This is a genomic window from Psychrobacter sp. AT9 (assembly GCF_047272965.1).
GTDB lineage: Bacteria > Pseudomonadota > Gammaproteobacteria > Pseudomonadales > Moraxellaceae > Psychrobacter > Psychrobacter glaciei.
The window spans coordinates 175,250-195,636 of the sequence record NZ_JBKOTW010000001.1; the positions used below are offsets into that span (position 1 = coordinate 175,250).

Annotated in this window: 19 protein-coding genes; 16 read left to right on the plus strand and 3 right to left on the minus strand. The window is 44.3% G+C overall.

Features of this window, described 5'->3' with window-relative positions:
- Positions 1–17: 17 nt before the first annotated feature.
- From ACMFL8_RS00705 to ACMFL8_RS00720, 4 genes are all read left to right on the plus strand, one after another.
- Positions 18–1,019: a glycosyltransferase gene (locus ACMFL8_RS00705; protein ID WP_413189806.1), complete on the plus strand. Its 1,002-nt coding sequence runs from the start codon at positions 18–20 to the stop codon at positions 1,017–1,019.
- Positions 1,020–1,089: 70 nt separating this feature from the next.
- A complete protein-coding gene (locus ACMFL8_RS00710) occupies positions 1,090–1,962 on the plus strand; it encodes a UTP--glucose-1-phosphate uridylyltransferase (RefSeq protein ID WP_413189807.1) in 873 nt (290 codons plus the stop codon).
- 3 nt (positions 1,963–1,965) lie between these two features.
- Positions 1,966–3,633, plus strand: a complete 1,668-nt coding sequence (gene pgi, locus ACMFL8_RS00715; protein ID WP_413189808.1) for a glucose-6-phosphate isomerase — start codon at positions 1,966–1,968, stop codon at positions 3,631–3,633.
- A gap of 48 nt (positions 3,634–3,681) precedes the next feature.
- Positions 3,682–5,028, plus strand: a complete 1,347-nt coding sequence (locus ACMFL8_RS00720) for a UDP-glucose/GDP-mannose dehydrogenase family protein (protein WP_413189809.1) — start codon at positions 3,682–3,684, stop codon at positions 5,026–5,028.
- A 94-nt stretch (positions 5,029–5,122) separates the two neighbouring features.
- Here ACMFL8_RS00720 and ACMFL8_RS00725 read toward each other — a convergent pair whose 3' ends face one another.
- Entirely contained in the window at positions 5,123–6,610 is a 1,488-nt protein-coding gene (locus ACMFL8_RS00725) for a phosphomannomutase CpsG (protein WP_413189810.1), read from the minus strand.
- Between the two features lie 300 nt (positions 6,611–6,910).
- Between ACMFL8_RS00725 and mazG the strand changes: the two genes are divergently transcribed.
- The 8 genes from mazG (at position 6,911) to yjgA (ending at position 14,760) form a co-directional block, all read left to right on the plus strand.
- Positions 6,911–7,777: a nucleoside triphosphate pyrophosphohydrolase gene (mazG, locus tag ACMFL8_RS00730; RefSeq protein WP_413189811.1), complete on the plus strand. Its 867-nt coding sequence runs from the start codon at positions 6,911–6,913 to the stop codon at positions 7,775–7,777.
- Positions 7,774–8,148 (plus strand): ComEA family DNA-binding protein, encoded by a 375-nt coding sequence (locus ACMFL8_RS00735; RefSeq protein WP_413189812.1) that lies wholly within the window; start codon positions 7,774–7,776, stop codon positions 8,146–8,148. The genes mazG and ACMFL8_RS00735 overlap by 4 nt, the downstream gene beginning before the upstream one ends.
- A gap of 166 nt (positions 8,149–8,314) precedes the next feature.
- A complete protein-coding gene (gene pcnB / locus ACMFL8_RS00740; protein WP_413189813.1) occupies positions 8,315–10,642 on the plus strand; it encodes a polynucleotide adenylyltransferase PcnB in 2,328 nt (775 codons plus the stop codon).
- Positions 10,635–11,165, plus strand: a complete 531-nt coding sequence (gene folK, locus ACMFL8_RS00745) for a 2-amino-4-hydroxy-6-hydroxymethyldihydropteridine diphosphokinase (RefSeq protein ID WP_413189814.1) — start codon at positions 10,635–10,637, stop codon at positions 11,163–11,165. Before pcnB ends, folK begins: the two co-directional genes overlap by 8 nt.
- A 76-nt stretch (positions 11,166–11,241) precedes the next feature.
- A complete protein-coding gene (gene panB / locus ACMFL8_RS00750) occupies positions 11,242–12,042 on the plus strand; it encodes a 3-methyl-2-oxobutanoate hydroxymethyltransferase (protein WP_210540890.1) in 801 nt (266 codons plus the stop codon).
- Between the two features lie 64 nt (positions 12,043–12,106).
- Complete coding sequence (gene panC, locus ACMFL8_RS00755; RefSeq protein WP_413189815.1) at positions 12,107–13,027, plus strand: pantoate--beta-alanine ligase; 921 nt, start codon at positions 12,107–12,109, stop codon at positions 13,025–13,027.
- A gap of 50 nt (positions 13,028–13,077) precedes the next feature.
- Positions 13,078–14,037, plus strand: a complete 960-nt coding sequence (gene rapZ, locus ACMFL8_RS00760) for an RNase adapter RapZ (protein ID WP_413189816.1) — start codon at positions 13,078–13,080, stop codon at positions 14,035–14,037.
- A 210-nt stretch (positions 14,038–14,247) separates the two neighbouring features.
- Positions 14,248–14,760, plus strand: coding sequence for a ribosome biogenesis factor YjgA (gene yjgA, locus ACMFL8_RS00765; RefSeq protein WP_010200860.1), 513 nt, complete (start codon positions 14,248–14,250; stop codon positions 14,758–14,760).
- A 183-nt stretch (positions 14,761–14,943) separates the two neighbouring features.
- Here the strand turns inward: yjgA and ACMFL8_RS00770 are convergent, their stop codons facing one another.
- Entirely contained in the window at positions 14,944–15,564 is a 621-nt protein-coding gene (locus ACMFL8_RS00770; protein WP_189583436.1) for a thiol:disulfide interchange protein DsbA/DsbL, read from the minus strand.
- Between the two features lie 500 nt (positions 15,565–16,064).
- Between ACMFL8_RS00770 and ubiG the strand changes: the two genes are divergently transcribed.
- From ubiG to ACMFL8_RS00790, 4 genes are all read left to right on the plus strand, one after another.
- Positions 16,065–16,871: a bifunctional 2-polyprenyl-6-hydroxyphenol methylase/3-demethylubiquinol 3-O-methyltransferase UbiG gene (gene ubiG, locus ACMFL8_RS00775; RefSeq protein ID WP_413191353.1), complete on the plus strand. Its 807-nt coding sequence runs from the start codon at positions 16,065–16,067 to the stop codon at positions 16,869–16,871.
- Positions 16,872–16,942: 71 nt separating this feature from the next.
- Positions 16,943–17,653, plus strand: coding sequence for an HAD family hydrolase (locus tag ACMFL8_RS00780; protein ID WP_189583430.1), 711 nt, complete (start codon positions 16,943–16,945; stop codon positions 17,651–17,653).
- Positions 17,654–17,878: 225 nt separating this feature from the next.
- Positions 17,879–18,652, plus strand: a complete 774-nt coding sequence (locus ACMFL8_RS00785; protein ID WP_240216457.1) for a YciK family oxidoreductase — start codon at positions 17,879–17,881, stop codon at positions 18,650–18,652.
- Positions 18,653–18,803: 151 nt separating this feature from the next.
- Complete coding sequence (locus ACMFL8_RS00790) at positions 18,804–19,070, plus strand: DksA/TraR family C4-type zinc finger protein (protein WP_010200867.1); 267 nt, start codon at positions 18,804–18,806, stop codon at positions 19,068–19,070.
- Positions 19,071–19,175: 105 nt separating this feature from the next.
- Here the strand turns inward: ACMFL8_RS00790 and ACMFL8_RS00795 are convergent, their stop codons facing one another.
- Complete coding sequence (locus ACMFL8_RS00795) at positions 19,176–20,381, minus strand: CobW family GTP-binding protein (protein WP_413189817.1); 1,206 nt, start codon at positions 20,379–20,381, stop codon at positions 19,176–19,178.
- Positions 20,382–20,387 lie beyond the last annotated feature (6 nt).

Genomic DNA, 20,387 nt, shown 5'->3' on the forward strand with positions numbered 1-20,387 from the left:
TGCTGTTTGGAAAAATTATGACCTATATAAAGTGTAAATATAAGATATTCCTAATTAGTGATGCCTTGACTTCTACCGCATTACAAAAAAGCAATTTTCAAATAGAAAGCTTAAAAAATAATAAGTATATTTGGCAACATCTTTTTAAAAAAACTGGTTTTATTCTAGTCGAATCAGCTTGGCGTGGTCATAAGGACAAATGGCGCTATAAGATAGCCAATTACCCTGATTATCCTGAACGTAACAATATTGAGCTGCGTAAACTGTTAGAACTGGCAGATAAATACAACATCCCTGCTGTATTTTGGAATAAAGAAGATGGTGCTCATTTTAACCGTTTTATCGATTCTGCTAGCTTATTCAAATATGTACTAACCGTTGATTCAAACTGTGTTGAACGCTATCAGTCTATACTAGGCAAAAATGTAAAAGTAGGGGTGCTACCTTTTGCGGTGCAGCCTAAGTTTCATCATCCCACTGATCTTCCACCTCACTATAACGAAAGTTTGTTTGTCGGTAGTTATAGTCATCATATTCACAATGCGCGCCAGCAATGGCAGGATATGGCGTTTACTGCAGCCTCTCCTTATGGACTGACCATCGTTGACCGTAACTCTGATCGTAAGTCTGATGTCTATCGCTATCCTGACCTATCGAATATGACTATCAAGCCTGCTGTGCCCTATGACCAGACAGGTGAGCTGTTTCGACAGTATTCTCATTGCTTGAATGTCAATACCGTGACTGACTCCCCTAGTATGTTCTCCCGTCGTCTGATTGAAATTATGGCATGTGGGAGACTGGCAGTGACCAATCCTAGCTTATCGGTCAGTACCCGTTTTGAAGGGATGTGTGAAGTCATTGATAGTAAAGAGCAAGCCGATGAGTTGTTTGCGCAATTATCCAGAGGTTATACTAAACAGCAGATAGAAATGATGCGTTACGCCAGTGACCATGTATTGAAAAACTATGACTATGATCAGTGGATTAAGCACATTGTAGAGTTTATTGAGCTATAGTCATTTCAATACGTTATTGTTTCTAACGCTTATTTATATTTCTTTCATCTTTTTAAATAGCTAAAAAACTATGAAAAAAATCACTCACGCCGTTATTCCTGTCGCAGGCTTTGGCACTCGTATGTTGCCATTGTCTAAATCTGTGCCAAAAGAGCTGTTGCCACTAGGCAATCGTCCCGCTATTCATTATGTCGTCGAAGAGGCGATTGCTGCTGGTATTAAGCATATTGTCTTGGTTGGTCATGCACAAAAAAGTGCGATCGAGAATTACTTCGATATCAATGCTGAGCTGGACAGTCAGCTTAGAGCGAAAGGTAAAGACGCGCTGGCGGATAGCTTAAACTGGTTACCAGAAGATGTGACAGTCTCTATGATACGCCAAGGCAAGGCGTTAGGTTTGGGTCATGCGGTACTCGCGGCTCGCCCCATTATTGGTGAGCATGATTTTGCCGTATTATTGCCCGACGTTGTGCTTGATCCGTTTACGGGCGATATGACTAATGATAATTTAGCTTTTATGATTGATGCTTTTGCCAACGATGCACATTCACAGATATTGGTCGATAATGTTGCCGATGAAGATGTGCATAAATATGGTATTGCTAAGCTGAGCGACGCTATTGAGATTGATGAGCAATCAGATACTAATACTAGCTTTAAAGTCGCAGGATTTGTAGAAAAGCCCAACTTAGCCGATGCACCCTCAAAATTAGCAGTGGTTGGTCGTTATGTCTTTAGCAATCATATTTTTGATTACCTAGCCAATACGACAGCTTCGGTCGGTGGTGAAATTCAGTTGACGGATGCTATCGATGCCTTGATTAGTGAATATGGCGTCAATGTCACGACTATGCGTGGCGACAGCTATGATGCTGGTGACATGCGTTCATATATGCAAGCGTTTATCTATTTTGCCGAGCAGCAATTAGCAGGTGATGAATAGTTGATGGATGAGATAAAGGGCGATAACGCTTACAACAGCGCTCGAAACTCTACATACTGGCAGCAATTGCAAACGCTTGCTAAGCAGCCATGGTCACTGGCAGCCTTGTTTGCGCAAGATGATAATCGTGCAGCGCGCTTTAGCATGCAAGCTGGCGCGCTATATATGGACTATAGCAAGCAATGTATCGATGAGCAGGTGCTGGCAAGTTTATTACAGCTAGCAGATAGTTGTGAATTGTCCACACGGATTGATGCACTCATGCAAGGCGCGATGGTGAATACCAGTGAAGAGCGAGCAGCCTTGCATACGGCGCTACGTTTGCCCGAGATGGCAGAGCTAAAAATTGGTGACCAAAATGTCGTTGCTGACGTCCATCATAGTCTTTCACAAGTAGCGCGCTTATCTGAACGTGTCCGCAACGGTACATGGCGTGGATTTTCTGGTCAAGCCATCACGGATGTGGTTAATATTGGCGTTGGTGGCTCTGATCTTGGCCCACTGATGGCGACTACCGCGCTGGATGAGTGGGCAGATACCGAGATTGAAGTACATTTCGTCTCTAACATGGACGGTACTCAGCTTGATAATCTGCTCAAGCATCTTAATCCTGAGACCACCTTGTTTATTATTTCGTCCAAATCCTTTGGCACGGTTGACACCTTATCTAATGCTAAAACGGCATTGTCATGGCTGCTTGCCACTGCCAAACTGCGTGCAGGTACGGAAGACAGTGTGCTACGTCGCCACTTTATTGGCATATCGGCCAATAGTGAAAAAATGAGTACTTGGGGTATTCATCCAGAGCATCAGCTACAGCTTTGGGAGTGGGTTGGCGGTCGATTCTCTTTATGGTCGGCGATAGGACTGGCGATCGCTATTCGTATTGGTATGTCTGGTTTTAAAGCATTATTAGCTGGTGCGCATAGTATGGATGAGCACTTTGCGCAAGCTGATTTTTCAGAGAACCTGCCAGTATTATTAGGGCTGCTTGCTGTTTGGAACAGTACTTTTTTACAGGTGAATGCCCATACCGTACTGCCGTATGATGGTCGTCTCAGCTATTTGCCAAGCTACTTAACTCAGTTAGAGATGGAGAGTAACGGTAAGTCGGTCACCCAACATGGCGATCATATTGACTATGATACTTGCCCGATTCTATGGGGTGAAATTGGCTCCAATGCTCAGCATGCCTTCTATCAGTTGCTACATCAAGGCACACAGCAGGTGTCTTGTGACTTTATTGCTTGTGTGCGTCGTTATAGTGGTCAGATGAAAAATGCGCCATTACAACAGCAGCATGAGCTGTCCTTGGCTAACTGCTTGGCACAAAGTCGGGTGTTGGCCTTTGGTAATGCTGCGCTCCAAGAGTCTGAGGTGCAAGTAGCGCCTGCTGCGGCAAAATATAAATACTACCGTGGCAATCAGCCTTCAACCACGCTACTTATCGACGAGCTAACGCCGCATAGTTTAGGTGCGCTGGTTGCGCTTTATGAACACAAGGTCTATGTGATGGCCAGTATCTGGGATATTAACCCGTTTGATCAATGGGGCGTTGAGATGGGCAAGCAGATGGCAGAATCTGTACATCAAGCCATGCAGCAAGAGGTAAGCGGTCAATTTGATACCTCTACTGATCAACTGTTAAAGCATATCAAGCGTTGGTCTTAACGTTACTCGCATACTGATATTAATATAAACATATCGAAAGGTCGTTCTATGTCAGATGAACTGAGTTATAAATGTAAAAAACCGTCCGTCTGCGTGCTCGTTGGTCATAGTATTGAAGCTATTACCAGTGCCGTGGTGCTGGCAAGCTTGGGTCAGACTGTTCATTTATATGCAGACGTAGCGATGTTAGAGCAGCAGTTGCAGCAATATAGCTTTGAGCATCACTTGCAAGCGCTGTGGCAAATGTATGAGCAGCAGCAAATCATTCTAAGTAAAGCGTTGCCAGATAGTGCTGATACATTAATAAAAAGCTATGAATCAGTAGGTCATGACGAAGCGGATACTCAGAGCATTGTGGCACTTTATTGGTTGTTTTTAGACAGTATCAAGCCAGTATGGGCAGAAGACAGCTGGATTACCGCATTCAACCACAGCCATCAACAGGCGCTGCCTGTGATTATGAGTGGTATTGAGAAACTAGGGATTGTCTCAGTACTTGCTCAGAATTTGCAGCGCGCGTGGGTATATTATGTGCCGTTTGTATTCTTGCAAGATGGCGATGCTTATAGCTCGATGCTGAACCCTGCATTGTGGTTACTCGGTGAAAAAACAGCCAACAGTAGCCAGCATCTAGAAGTATTGAAGCCGTTAATGCAGCATGCGCGTGCCGCTCATTACGCTGATATTGCGACGATAGAGTTTGCCCGTAGCAGTATCATGGCGATGCTGGCGACACGAGTGAGTTTTATGAATGAGATGTCACGCTTGGCTGACAGTCAGCAGGTTGATATCAAGCAAGTCAGTCGGATTATGGGGCTAGATGAGCGTGTCGGCAGCAGTTACCTGCAAGCAGGCTGGGGGTTTGGAGGCAATACATTGCCGACCGAGCTGGCGAAATTACAGCAGTCGAGCATGAGTCATAGTTTAGATATGCCGCTGTTGCAGTCAGTCATGCACATCAATGAAGACCAAAAAGAGCTGATATTCCGTAAATTCTGGCAATATTTTGATGGCTTTATTGATAATAAAACGGTGATGATTTGGGGCGGTAGTTATAAATCAGGCTCTGGACGTACTGCAGGCTCAGCCATACACCCATTACTAGCATTGCTGTGGTCTTATAATATTCGTACTTTGGTGTATAGCGATAAAGCACAAGATGAACTTGCCGCGCTTTATCAGCAGCAACCATTACTGCAATTGATTAATACTCCTTATCAGCAGCTAAATGCCGCACAGGCTGTTTTTATCGTTAGTTGGTCGCCACAAGATCAACTAGATATTGCCAAGCTTAATCAACAGGCGATGCCAGTATTTGATGCGCAAAATGTAATGACACGCTCGCAGATAGATAGTTTAGTGGGCGACTATTTAGGTATTGGTCGGTCTAAATAGTTCTATTCAAGTTTGTCTATTGCTAAAAAAGCTCGCTGATTATTATTAGCGAGCTTTTTTTGATTTTAAGTAGGGCGTATTAAATCGTATTAATTTACGCTGGTATAGCACCTTGTGCCGCTAGCCACTGTTGAATCTCTCGAATTTTAATCGCTAGCAATTCTTTATCACCATGACTTTCGATGTTTAATCTGATAAGCAGTTCGGTATTGGAGGCACGCAGATTAAAGCGCCACTCGCCAAAGTTAAGGCTCAAGCCATCAAGGGTCGATTTGGTCGGATTTTCGCTGCTAAATTTTTCCTCAATAGCGCTAATAATCATTGGCGCATCATGAGTAGTGAGACGAAAATTAAGCTCGCCCGAGCTAGGATAAGCTTTGATATAGCCGCTGACCAACTCAGATAGCGTCTTACCGGTGATAGATAGTAGCTCAATCGTTAATAACCAAGGAATCATACCGCTGTCGCAATAGAAAAAGTCACGGAAATAGTGATGGGCAGACATCTCACCGCCATAAACAGCGCCTGAATCACGCATGACTTGCTTAATAAATGAATGTCCAGATTTACTGATGACAGCCTTACCGTTATGTTCCTTAATCACTGCTTCAGTATTGTATATAACACGCGGATCGTAGACGATTGACTCATTTGGGTACTTATTCAAAAACGCTTGTGCAAGCATGCCGACGATATAACTACCATCGATAAATTCACCATGTTCATCGAATAGGAAGCAGCGGTCAAAGTCGCCATCGAAGGCGATGCCAAGGTCAGCTTTATTTTCCAAAACAGCATGTTGGGTGGCCACTCTATTGGCTTCAATCATAGGATTGGGGATGCCATTGGGGAAGCTGCCATCCGGTGTATGGTGCAGTTTAATCACTTCAATCGGCGCGCCAGCTTGTGCAAGCTTTTCAATCAGCAGGTCAACGACAGGTCCCGCACTGCCATTACCTGAGTTAATCACTAATTTAAGCGGTTTGAGTTTATCGGTATCAATAAAAGTCATGACATGATTGATATAAGCGCTTTTATCAGTTAATAACTGCAATGTTCCTGATCGGTTTTTAGTGATAAATTGCCCAGACTCTGCCAATGCCTGAATCTCTGCCAGACCATCATCAGCACTGATCGGTTTTGAGTGTTCTTTAACTAATTTTAAGCCGTTATAATTAATAGGGTTATGACTGGCAGTGACTTCGATACCACCCAACGCCTGATAATGACTGGTGGCAAAATACACCTCTTCTGTACCGCTCATGCCCAAGTCAATCACGTCAACTCCAGCATCTACAATACCAGCGATGGTCGCCTGTTTTAATTGCTCGCTTGAATGGCGAATGTCGCTACCAATAACGATGGCAGGTTTTAGATTTACCATATCATTGTCATGAGCCTCAACCGCCGCACTATAACGCTGAGATAAAATCTGTGCAAACGCACGACCAATACGGTAAGCAATGGCTTCGTTTAGATTTACCCCCAGCTCGCCGCGAATATCGTAAGCCTTAAATGAATCAATAATAATAGGGTTGAATTCAGTCGCTGGCTGGTAGCTAGTGGTCGCAGACGTAGACATAATGATAAAATTCCTTATGCTAAAGCAGTGATAAAATAATGAGATGGACAACACAATTATAAGCTAATAAGCGTTCAATGCTACACTAACGAGAAAATCGTTATGAACTTAACGTAATTTTATAGTCGGTACTAAATAAAATGGGTACACGACATTATGATGCGTGACTGGCACAAAATTTTCTTGCTTGCTGTGCCTACGCAGACAGAGGCTACGAAAAATTTATACCAGTCACGCTGTCTCTTTTTTATATTGACCTGACTATATCTAATAACAAACGAAAGTGTAAGAGTATCCCTCATGAGCAATCAAGACAACAAAATAGCAGCGCCTGCACCAGTACAAGGAACGCCAACTGCCAGTGGTGAATTAGACGATTTATTGGCATTGATGGCACGGCTACGTGTTGACTGTCCGTGGGACAAAAAGCAAACCAATCACAGCCTCATTCCTTATGCAATCGAAGAAGCTTATGAGCTAGGCGAATCGGTACAGAGTGAGGATGATGAGGATATCAAAGGCGAGCTTGGTGATGTGCTGCTGCAAGTTGTTTTCCATTGTCAGATGTATGCGGAGCAAGGTCGCTTTGATATGAGCGATGTTATTACTACTTTACAAGAAAAGCTCATTCGTCGTCATCCGCATGTGTTTGAGGCTGAAACCCTTGAAGATGACGCAGCGGTAAAAGCTCGTTGGGATGAGATTAAAATGGAAGAGCAGCAAGCGCGCGAGGTACGTGGTAAACCCAAACGTCGTCTAGACAATACCAAAGCGGGCAGTGCGCTGATGCAGGCACAAGATGTACAAAAGCAAGCATCAAAGCTAGGGTTTGACTGGGAAGGCGTTGCAGGGGCAGTGGATAAGCTAGATGAAGAGATTGCCGAGCTAAAAAATGAGCTGACGGATAAATCTAAAACTGAGGTCAAAACAAATATCAGAGAGATTGAAAAGGAGCTGGGCGATTGTATGTTTGCCTTAGTCAATGTCGCCCGTAAATTAAATCTTGATGCAGAAGCAGCAACGCTGACGTGTGTGCATAAATTTAAGTCACGTTTTGGCTATATTGAAGAGCAACTGGCAGCAGCTGGCAAGCGTTTAGAAGACAGCGACATAACAGAAATGGATGCATTATGGGAAGCGGCGAAACGATATGAACGATCATCATGAACGCTCATTCTAAAGTCTCGTTTACCAGTTTAGTCAAGACTGCTATTTTAGGTTATGTTTTGGCTATTCTGATGCTTAACAATGCTAATGCTGTACCATGTTTTGATAATCCTCAAAGTGCTTATGCTTATCTTTTATCGCAAGAAAATGCCAACACTCAAGCGCGTGAGCAATATACCGTGAATATCAATCGTGCCAGCGAAGGCGAGCTGGTTTCACTAAATGGTATTGGTAGTAGCAAAGCCCAAGCGATTATTTTATATCGTGAAATGTTCGGTAGTTTTAAGACAGTAGATGAGTTAGCAAAGGTCAAAGGTATTGGTGCAAAAACGGTTGAGAAAAATAGAAGACGTTTAAGTGTGCAGGATTAATGGCTATGTTTTGCATTAATTAACCCTAATATTGACAAAATAGCACGTAAGTACATGTCATAACGCACCCAGCGCGCGCAAAATTTGTTAAACTAGTGAGTACATCCGCCTGATAAACGCTGTGTTCGTCAGGGGTGGTTAAAGAATACCGGCGAGGAGTAGATGCATGGCCGAGCGTGCCGCCAAGCAGTTAGAACTGAATAAATCTGAATTACCCAATTCCATTACTGAAGTAATTGCCACCTTGACCCGAGCTGGGTTTGACGCCTATATCGTCGGTGGCGGTGTGCGCGATACCTTATTGGGTCTACGCCCCAAAGACTTTGATGCTGTCACTGACGCCAAGCCGCATGAGATTAAAGACGTCTTTGGCAAGCGCTGCCGTATTATCGGTCGCCGCTTTCAGTTGGCGCACGTATATTCAGGCCGTGAGCTGATTGAGGTCGCTACCTTTCGTGGTCCGCCCACCAGCAGTGGTACCACCAATCAAGATGGTATGATCCTGCGTGATAATGTTTGGGGTGACATCCAGCAAGATTTCTCTCGTCGCGATTTTTCTATCAATGCGCTTTATTATCAGCCACTTAAAGGTGTGGTTCATGATTTTTGCGGTGCGCTTGAAGACATTGATAATAGAATCATTCGTCTGTTGGGTCATGCGCCGGTTCGTATTGAAGAAGATCCAGTACGCTTATTACGGGCGTTACGTTTTAAAGCCAAGCTCGGTTTTGAGTTTGATGAGGCATTGTCTGAGCAATTTCATGATGGTAATTGGGCGCTGCTTGAGCAAATATCACCGCACCGTCTCTATGATGAAACGCAGAAAATGTTTACGGGTGGCTATCTTGTGCCATTGCTGCCGTTATTGTTTGAATCAGGTGCGATTGATAGCTTAATTATTTATCCGCCATCTGAGCCCAGTCCTTTAGTAAAACAAGTGGCCATCAATACGGATAAACGTATTGCGGCAGGCAAAAGTATCAACCCAGCATTTTTCTACGCAGCCATACTATGGGAAAATTACCTGCATCAGTTAGAAAAAGCCAAAAAGCGCAATATGCCATTTGCTGAAGCGCAGATGCATGCAGCTGGCAAAGTCATCGATCGTCAACGCATCAAGACCGCTATTCCTAAATTTGCAGAGCAGTTTATCCGTGATATTTGGATATTGCAGCCAAAACTAGCGGCTCCGCGTAGTAAACAAATCGTTCAGCTCTCTGAGCACCCACGCTTCCGTGCGGGCTTTGACTTTTTACTATTGCGCGAACAGTGCGGTGATGCTGAGCATCCGCTATCCGAATCGACCAATGATATGGGCGACTGGTGGCAAACGTATCAAACCTTGTCTGAACAAGAACAAGAGCAAGCGATTGATGATTTCGATGAAAATATTCGTCGCGGTGCCTATAAGAAAGGGCAGCGAGGGCGCGGACGTAATCGCCAAAAGCCAGAGTCAAATATAGTGGATGAATCGATGTCTAATCAAAACAACACTAAGCGTAGCAAAGCCAATGGCAGCACTGAAAAACATAGCATTGAAAATCACAGTACTGAGAAAAATGGTCATGAACAAGCCGTGGTAAATGATTCGTCAAATATCCCCTCACGCCGTCGCCGTGCTGCCAGCCAATCTACTCCTGCCAAGCAGTTTAGTGGTAATAAAGATAAAGGTCATGATTCGCAGCAGGTAAAACAAGACAGTAATGAGCTTGCTCAGCTACAGCAGTTGTCTCTTGCTAATACCAGCAGTCAAACTGCAAATAAACGCCATCACTCTAAGCCTGCGCCATTGTTTGTCATCGAGCACGCAAACGTCGTGCCGCCATTACAAAAGCAGCTATCACCTGCTGATAAGCCTAAGCATCGCCCAGAGCCTGTGCAGAAAAAGTCAGCTATTAAGAATGCATCGGCTGATAAAGATCGACATAATCAGAATGCAAAAACTGATAGCAAGGCTGATAGTAACGCTAATCGCTCAAATAACGCCCAGCAGCCTAAGGATAAACAGCCAGAGGTTACGTCACCTGCTGCTAATGCCTATCCTACCCGTTCGGTAGCAAGAACGCCTGCGCTCGTCACTATGAACAATGAGCCGATACCGCATAAGCGCCGTCGCCGTCAGCCAAGTGTAGACAATACTAATCTTGCTGACAGCACCGAGAAGCAAGTAGCTGCTAATAACGCCGATAAAACTGAAGCGAAGTACACCAAAAAAGCACCTAAGCCAGCAGCTCAATCTACTGGTAAAGCTAAAAAAACAGTAGAACCTGCAGCAACTAAGACGGCAGGGAATAAGACAGAAGCTAATAAAGCGACTGTATCTGCAAAAACTAAAAAACCAGCCAAAGCAGCAGAGGCTAGGTCTACTAAGAACAGTCAAAATGCTGATAGCAAATCGTTGGCCGGTCAAGTGAGCGACAATAAAATGGGCGACAATAAAGGCCCTGTACCATCGAAACGTCGCCGTCGCCAGCCCAGTACCGATAATGTCTAGTATTGTTGACGATGTGGATAATGTTAATTGGGTAACCTGCTATGTGGGCTTGGGTAGCAATCTAACCAATGAATTGGGTTCACCTACAGAGCATTTGCAGCAGGCATTGCAAGGGTTGCGAGAGCATAAGCAGATACGCGAGGTTAGAGCTTCCTCATTTTATGCGTCAGCGCCTATGGGGCCACAAGATCAGCCTGACTTCGTTAATGCAGTGGCTGGTTTTAAGACGATATTGACCCCCTTTGAGTTGCTCGCATTTTGTCAGCAGCTAGAAGAGCAGGCTAAGCGGGCGCGCTTACGACGTTGGGGTGAGCGTAGTCTGGACGTCGATATTTTGTTATATGGTGACACGCGAATTACCGAGCCGCAGCTAACCATACCGCATGCTGGACTGCTTGAGCGTAATTTTGTCTTGTTACCGCTGCGAGAGTTAGCCTCAGCGCTCATCATTGATAGTATATCGATAGATGATTATCCATCTAGTAAAGATTGGACAGGGTTAAAATTATTATCAAGCGACTGATAAATTTTGGGTTATAGGCATGATAATAGTTAAAGGTATTTATAACTAAAGGCATTGAAGATTAATCGAGGGTCATATGACGACGTTATCTACTTTAAATAAATTCAAAAAAGACGGCACCAAGTTTACTTGCTTAACGTGCTATGACTCGATGTTTGCACGCATGATGGACAAGGCACAGATTGATACCATTTTGATCGGTGATAGTTTGGGTATGGTGGTACAAGGCCACGATTCCACCTTGCCCGTGACCGTTGATGATATGGCTTATCATACGGCCAATATTGCTCGTAGCAATAAATACGCACTGATACTGGCTGACTTGCCGTTTATGAGTTATGTGACCTTGCCAGAAGCGGTCGCTAATAGCCGTCGATTGATGCAAGCTGGCGCGCATGTGATTAAAATCGAAGGCGGTAGTGAGCTTTGTGAACTGGTGACTACATTGGCGCAAGCAGGTACGCCCACTTGTGTCCATCTTGGCTTGACCCCACAATCAGTCAATGTATTCGGTGGTTATAAAATCCAAGGTCGCGGTGACGCAGCAGCTGATAAGTTGCTTGCTGATGCCAAAGCGGTAGTTGCGGCAGGTGCCGCACTTTTAGTATTAGAATGCGTACCTGCTGAGCTCGCTAAAGCGGTTACGGAAGCGGTTACAGTACCAGTGATTGGGATTGGTGCTGGCGCAGATACGGATGGTCAAGTCTTGGTCATGCATGACATGCTGGGCATGGCTCATGGTCGTGTCCCGCGCTTCGTTCATGACTTTTTAACTGATGAGCGCAATAGTACGCACAGTATCGAAGGCGCCTTTGCCCTTTATCAGCAATCAGTACGCGACGGCAGTTTTCCAACTGAGCAGCACCAATTTAGCTAATTTTTTTAGCCAGTCTTAACGAGTCTTTTGGTTTTTACGATTATCAGTAGAAGAATATTTAACGATGCCAATCATTTATCAGCAGATTTCAGAGTTGCGCGCCGCTCTACAGCCTTATCGTGGTCAAAGAAATGATAAATCAGATAGCGCTCAGCGTATTGCTTTAGTACCAACGATGGGCAACCTGCATGAAGGTCATCTGGAGCTGGTAAGCATTGCTAAGCAGCATGCCGATATTGTGGTGGTGAGTATCTTTGTCAATCCTACCCAGTTTGGGGAAGGAGAGGATTTTGATAGTTATCCACGCACCTTGGATGAAGATGTCGCTAAGCTAGCAACGGTTGGTGCAGATTATGTTTTTGCACCCAATGTCGATGAGATGTATCCGGTATTGCCACCATCGACCTCAGTTCTTGCTGGTGCCATTACCAATCAACTATGTGGTCAATCACGTCTTGGTCACTTTGATGGTGTTGGTATCGTCGTCTCTAAATTATTCAATATCGTGCAGCCTGATGTGGCGGTATTTGGACAAAAAGACTACCAGCAATTAGCGATTATCAAACAATTAGTACGTGATTTGAGCTATCCCATTGAGATTGTGGGTGCACCTATTGTTCGCGCTGTCGACGGCTTGGCGCTGTCTTCACGCAATCAATACTTGAGCGCCGCTGAACGCAAAACAGCTCCCGTACTTCATATGGAGCTGCAACGCCTAGCACAGAAACTAGCACAGCAGTTAACGAGTAATAAGCAGGGCAGGCAAGGGTTTGACGCATTATTAGCAGAAACGCATCAGCGTATTAGCGATGCTGGCTTCAACATTGACTATCTAGAAATAAAAACTGACCAGCTAGGGACTATTGATACTAGTGATAGTAGTGAAGCAAACGGTAATGGTAAAAGTAGCCATTTAATGATTTTAGTCGCTGCTTGGCTAGGGCGGGCACGATTGTTAGACAACCAATTAGTGACGGTACATTAACCGTTGTGACGTAGTAATTTGCTGGATGCAATGGACTAGGATGACGGATCATGGATGCAAACAACAGTAAGCAAACAGAGCAGGAAGTGGTGGCTGTAACGAACGATGAGCGGCTGAGTATTTTAGTCGTGTCAGGGCGTTCTGGCTCAGGTAAAACGTCAGTATTGAATATACTAGAAGATTTAGGCTATTATTCTATTGATAATTTACCGTTGTCATTGGTGCCTGACGCTGCTAAGAAGCTGGTCAGCGACAGTGGTATCAAACGCATCGCGCTTGGTGTCGATATTCGTACTCCGCGCGCTGACTTGTCTAATTTTGCTGCGACCCATGACATTCTAAAACAGACTTATGGTAAGCAGGCTGTTGAAGTAGTGTATGTGACCGCGCAAGAAAGCACCTTGGTTGCACGCTTTAATGCGACGCGTCGTGTTCATCCATTGATGTCACAAGATGTCGACAGTGATAATGCTAGGCATATCGCTTTCAATCTACCAGCCGCGATCAAAAAAGAAGTCGAGCTGTTAGAGCCCATTGCCAGCCATGCTGATATCACAATTGATACTAGTATGCTTAATATCCATCAGCTCAAAGACACGTTGCGTGCCTATGTCGGTATTGACAATCAAATTGTCATTAATTTGCTGTCTTTTGGTTTTAAGTACGGCAGCCCAATTGATGCTGATTTTATATTTGATGTTAGAATTTTGCCAAACCCACACTGGAAATCTGAGCTGCGCGCCTTGACGGGTCTTGACTCTGAGGTCGGCGAATTTTTTGCAGATTATCCAGAAGTGGTTGAAATGACCGACGATCTCGAAAGGTTTTTAAGCCGTTGGCTGCCTGACTTTTTACACAATAACCGTCATACCGTGACAGTGGCAATTGGCTGCACTGGTGGCAAACACCGCTCAGTATTTATTACCGATAGTTTACAACGTCGTCTTGCCGATGCGATGCCAAACACTATAAAAGTGCTGGCGAAACATCGTGAAAAAAACCGTTGGTAGTTATTGGTAAACATTAGAATATGTCCTCAATTTAATTGATGGGCTAAAAATGGCTAAATTTTGCCAAACAGCGTCAAATAATTGGTTAGTATCTCGATATTATCTGCGCTATTTTTCTTGTTTGACTGCAATTTTTCTTATTTTTATCGCCGTTTTTAGAATGAGAACACGCCCTAGTACTTTTATTATTCATTATTTTGGAACGCTTTTATGATTGACTGGTCAGAACATGATATGCGCGTCTCGCGCACAGAACTCAAAAAATCCCATGAGCGCTTACAACAGTTATCGATACCACTTGCCAGCTTGTCGAAAAAACAGCTGAAAAACCTGCCAGCCAGTGATTATTTTATGGCAGAGTTGATGGCTCTTGCGGATATCACCAGTGCCACTGCGCGTATTAGACAGACCAAGCGAGTCGGCAAATTGATCAGCGAAGAAAATCGCCATGAATTGGTAAAAGCCTTATTCGATGCCTTTTTCCCAAAAGAACAAGTCTCTAAAATAGAAAGCTGGTCCGAACGTCTAAATATCAATGATGAAGGCACACTAAAGCAGTTTGTCAAACAGTATAAAATTTCAGAGCGCAACAGTCTGTATCAGTTATTGCTTTGGATCGAATACGCCAAGCACACGCACGATGATGAGCTGATGATGGAGTCTAAAGAAGATTTGGCCAGCTATATTCGCGAAGTGACAATTTTATCGGATTTAAAAGGATAGTTGTCCTACAACAACTAATAGCGTTACAACGGTTGTCTGCACAAATACCAATAGATAGACGAAAAAGAAAGTTTATCGAAGTCTAAACATAAAAAAGCCAATCATGAGTGATTGGCTTTTTTAGCGGCGTTAATACAGTTTAATTAAAGACAATTAACGTCATAAACATAGACATGCCTGTGTTTATTTTTTCTCAGCACGTACTTTGTCAACTAAGTAATCGACAACCTTAACTACTTTGGCGTCTTCACCCGTTACCACGTACTTGCCTTGTACCACAACAGCTGGTACGCCCGATAGCTGATAACGCTTGGCGCCTGCTTGTGAGCGACCAATTTTTGTACCAACGGCAAATGAGTTATAAAGGCTGTTGAATTTCTTTTGATCAACACCTTGAGATGCATACCATTTGCTTAATGAAGCTTGGTCAAACAGCTTTTTGCCATCTTTATGAATGGCATCAAATAACGCATCATGGGTTTTGCTTTCATAGCCTAGGAGTTGAGCAGAATAAAAACCACGGGCACTGGCTTCCCAAACAGGGTTAAGCGCTGCTGGCGTTTTGAAGAATGCCACATCTTTGTCTTTGTTTTTTGCCCATTTTTCCATATGTGGATTAAGCGCGTTACAATGCGGGCAACCATACCAAAAGAATTCACGCACAATAATAGCATCACCGGTGATTTTTTCTGGATTGTCTAGCACGCGATAATCTTTTCCGGCGACATAATCGGCTGCTTGTGCGCCCATACTGGCGATTCCAATGGCGAAAGCCAGACCAGTCAATGTAATGACACGTTTCATACTTTTTCCTTGAGAGGTAGAGACTGAGAGTTTTAGGAGTTTCTATGGGTTTGAAGGTATAAATGACAAAGTGTCGAGTATAATCAACCTACAGTAGAGTACCGACTATAATAACGTAAAATAGGTGTGGTTGTGAACCCGATTCTTAACTAACGGTTGTAAACCTGTGAGCTATTATTTAAGGTATCTTACTTATCACTATTTGAGTTTCAAAACTGAAACTTTTAATCAGGTAAAGATAGAAACTGCCATTGACGCAATAGTTGCTATAAAGTAAACAGCACACGGTGATGATGATGTTCAAGTATTTGCTAACCTCATTCACAATCCGTGACGATGTACTCACGACAAAACCGCCGCTCGCATGCTAATATTAAGTATATAATCGTGCACTGTATACGATAATAACTCTAAAGGAAAATGCTATGAGCGCAGCTTTATCTTCGCCTTCTGTAAATGATCAAGCGACCAGCCGTTTCGATGATGCTGATACTAATAATATGGTTACAGATGATACTGTGGCTGATAGTACAACGCCTGCCACGATAAATGTGGATCCTAGCGAAGTCGACAAATTCAATAAACTGGCGAGCGAATGGTGGAGTAATACTGGCGCGTTTGCAACTTTGCATGAAATCAATCCACTCCGCCTGAACTGGATAGAAGAAAATATTAAGCGCGGCTATCAAAATAGCGATGATAGTACAAACGCTAGTAAGACTGCTGAGATGGGTCTGACTGGCAAAAAAGTGCTCGATGTCGGTTGTGGCGGCGGTATATTGTCTGAGTCGATGGCACGTCGCGGTGCTGATGTGACCGGTATAGACTTAGGGACTGAAAACCTAAAAGCGGCCACGCTTCATGCCGAACAAAGCAATTTAGAAAAGACGTTGCGCTATCAGCATATCCCAGTAGAACAGCTAGCAAAAACCCATGCGGGTCAGTTCGATGTGGTGACATGCATGGAAATGCTTGAGCATGTGCCTGATCCAAGCTCGATTGTGCAGGCTTGTTTTGAGCTGTTAGCGCCTGGCGGTGTGTGTGTGTTATCGACGATCAACCGTAATCCCAAGTCGTATCTGTTTGCTATCGTTGGCGCCGAGTATGTATTGCGCTTGCTTGATCGTGGCACCCATGATTATGCCAAATTTATCACGCCTGCTGAGCTGGACAAAATGGCAGTTACTGCTGGGTTTACACGCCAAGATATCATTGGACTACATTACAACCCAATAACCAAGCGTTACTGGCTGGCACAAAACGTCGATGTCAATTATATGATAGCCGTACAAAAGCCAAAGGCTTGATAGCTTAAGTCATTGTTTATCGTCCCATCATTAACGCACCAAACACCTCACTAATTAAAAGAGTATGCCTTATGAGCCAATTCGTCAAAGCCGTTTTATTTGACCTTGATGGGACGCTAATCGATACTGCCGCTGACTTCGTACGGATTATCGGTAAAATGAGCCGCGAAAACGATTGGCAAGCCCCGCCTGAAGCGCTTATTCGAGAACAAGTTTCTGCCGGTGCGTCAGCCATGGTCAAGCTCATGCTGCATCAAAATGGGCAAGACAGCGTTAGCGAAGATGATTTACTTGGTTTTCGTCAGCAGTTTTTGGATGATTATGCCGCAGATATTTGTATTGATAGCTGTGTATTTAGCGAGTTAGAAGAAGTGCTGACCACACTTGAGAAAAAAGGCGTACCTTGGGGTATTGTCACCAATAAGCCGCGCTATCTAGCAGAGCTACTGTTACAAAAAATGCAGTTAGATGAACGCTGTGCGGCCTTGGTCTGTCCTGAGGATGTATCACGTTCCAAGCCTGATCCAGAGCCGATGTATATGGCATTAGAGAAACTCGGTATACCGCGCGGCGCTGCTGGCTGTGTTCTCTATGTCGGCGATCACATACGTGATATTGACGCTGGCAATGCCGCTGGCATGTCGACGATTTTGGCCGCTTATGGCTATATTCCACTTGAAGATCAAAAAAGCCTAAAGAAGTGGGGCGCAGACTATATTACTGACACCCCTGAGCAGTTGAAGAAGCTATTGCTTACTTCAGGTAAATTTGAATATCTATAAACAAACCAATCATCAGTAGAGCCGTGATAGGAACATCAACTATAAGTAAATGACTCATGAATATGTCATCTGCAATAGTTGCCTTTAAGTAAGTCCTTCTAAAAATAAATGCTTTTGAAATTAAATACCTTTGATTATAAATAACAAGCAGTGAGTCATATCATGAGCGACAATGTTAAGCAGTCGGCGACCGAACAGAGCAATCAAGTAGCCACGGGAAATTCTATGCAACCTTTAACGCACGACGATATTCGTCAGTTTGTGCCACCTATTGATTGCTTAGACGGTAAGACTATCTTGGTAACGGGTGCAGGCGATGGCATTGGACGCGTCGCGGCTTTAACCTACGCCCGTTATGGTGCCACGGTTCTACTATTGGGTCGCACGAGTAGCAAGCTTGAATATGTCTATGATGAAATTGAGAGCTTGGGTGGCAAGCAGCCAGCCATGCTACCGATGAATTTAGAAGGTGCAACCTATGCAGACATGCAGAAGTTAGAAAGGCTTATCGACAAAGAAGTGGGTCAGCTTGATGGTATATTACACAACGCTGGTATGCTCGGACAATTGACGCCGCTTGAGATGTATGACATTGATACTTTTGATCAAGTAATGAAGGTCAATTTTACGGCGACCTTTATGCTCACGCAAGCGTTGTTACCGCTGCTAAAAGATGCGAATCATGGTTCCATTGTCTTTACTTCTAGCACAGTCGGTACGAACCCTCGCGCATTTTGGGGTGCTTATGCGCTCTCCAAGCAAGCCGTCGAAGGAATGAGCGATATCTTTACTCAAGAGACGCAAAATACGACGAATCTGCGTTTTAACTGTATCAATCCTGGTGGCACTCGTACCAATATGCGCGCTCACGCTTATCCGGGTGAGAATCCTATGTCTCTTAAGACACCTGAAGACATTATGGCGGGCTATGTTTGTTTGATGAGTGACGCCAGTATTGGAATACGTGGACAAGTGGTAGATTTACAACCAAAAGATTAGCAGAGAAAGATGACTGTAAAAATCATAGTGTTATATATGTTTTTTACAGTCGCTGGCGGGTTGTAATTAGGATTAGAAAGCCCCATCTATCTGTTCTTAAAGACTTTTATCTTATAAGATATTAATAATAATAGACAAAAAGGATAAGATTATGGCAGGTGGTTGGTCAAAAGATGGCGCCGAGCACGAACAAATGGATGCGACGGTCAATGATGCGCTTGAGCGCGCGAGGCGTGCGCAACCAACGGGTAAGAGTGCAGAATTTTGTGATGAGTGTGGCAACCCGATTCCAGAAGCGCGTCGTATTGCTGTGCCGGGTGTGCAGCATTGCGTCGGCTGTCAAACCGAGCTTGAGCAAGAGGCGAGAGCGGCTGAACTGTTTAATCGTCGCGGCAGTAAAGACAGTCAATTGCGCTAATTAGTACAAGTTAATTAAAAAAAGACCGACACTACTATTTTACTTAGTAGCGTTGGTCTTTTTTTTGAACGTAGTATTTTTAAAAGGGAGTCTTTTTATAGGTAACTAGGGCATGTCTTCCATCAACAGCGCCATCAGCTCATTGTCGCAAGCCTGCCAATCTAGTGAAGATAATAACGGTAGAGTATTCTCTACTTCTGCTTTGTTAGACACTACACCGTTATCTATAACTGACTGCAAAATCACCTCTAGTCGGCTATCGATTTGGGCGCTCGCCGTGGTGATAGTCAAACTGTCAGGCGTAAAATTAATCTTTAACCAACCATCAGAGGTGTTAACCAAGCCTTTAATACGTTGCCAGTTAGGCAGTCTTAACAGCCATTCTTGTAGACCATCAGCGTTAAACACATAATGTGCAGGCAAGCACCAGCCACCTAGCAGCACATCTTGTTGTTGCTCATGATAGCGGTAGGGTAGATCGGTATCTGCCTCTATGTCTCCAAGACTTTGGTCATTCTCTGTAGCTCGGTTAGACATCAAGCTAGTAAATGGCTTTAAAGAAGTACGAATCTGATTAGGCTTGGTTTTATCGGTAGCGCGTTGCTGAGAGATGGTATGGCTTGGTTTGGTCAGCTGTGCTATCAGCGTTGATGAGGGGGTACTCAAAGCAGTTGTATTATTTGAGCTATTATCTTCGGTTCGAGAGAGAGACTCTGTCCAGATGACAGCCACCTCAGCATTGAGCATTGCTATCCACTCTTGTAAAGCCTTGAGTTCATCTGCATCCAGTTGCGTATAGCGATTGATCACTAAGACATCAGCATCACGGACATGCGCTTGAAAACCATCGTGCGAGCGATACTTTTGTTGTTGCCATTGCACGCCGCTCAGCACCGTAATCACGGCCTGCATATTGAGCGCTGTCTGCCAATGTGGCGCTCTTAATTGTTGTATCAACTCGCGCGGATGTGCCAATCCGGTGGGTTCGATAATAAGACGCTGCGGACGATGGTCACTAAGCAGGCGAGTAATCGCAATTTGTAGGGGTAGTTGACTGGTACAACAAATACAGCCACCACTAACTTCACGAATGGCAATGTTACCTGCATCAGCATTTTCGTCTTGCGCACTTGCTAGCAGCGCACCATCAATGCCAATACGCCCAAACTCGTTAATCAATAGCGCCCAGCGCTCATCGGCGGGCTTGCTAGAGAGTAGCTGGTTGATGACGGTGGTTTTACCCGCGCCCAAAAACCCTGTCACCAAAGTGCAGGGTATGTTTTGAATCATGGTTGATGTGGTCAAAGCCATTGTTGT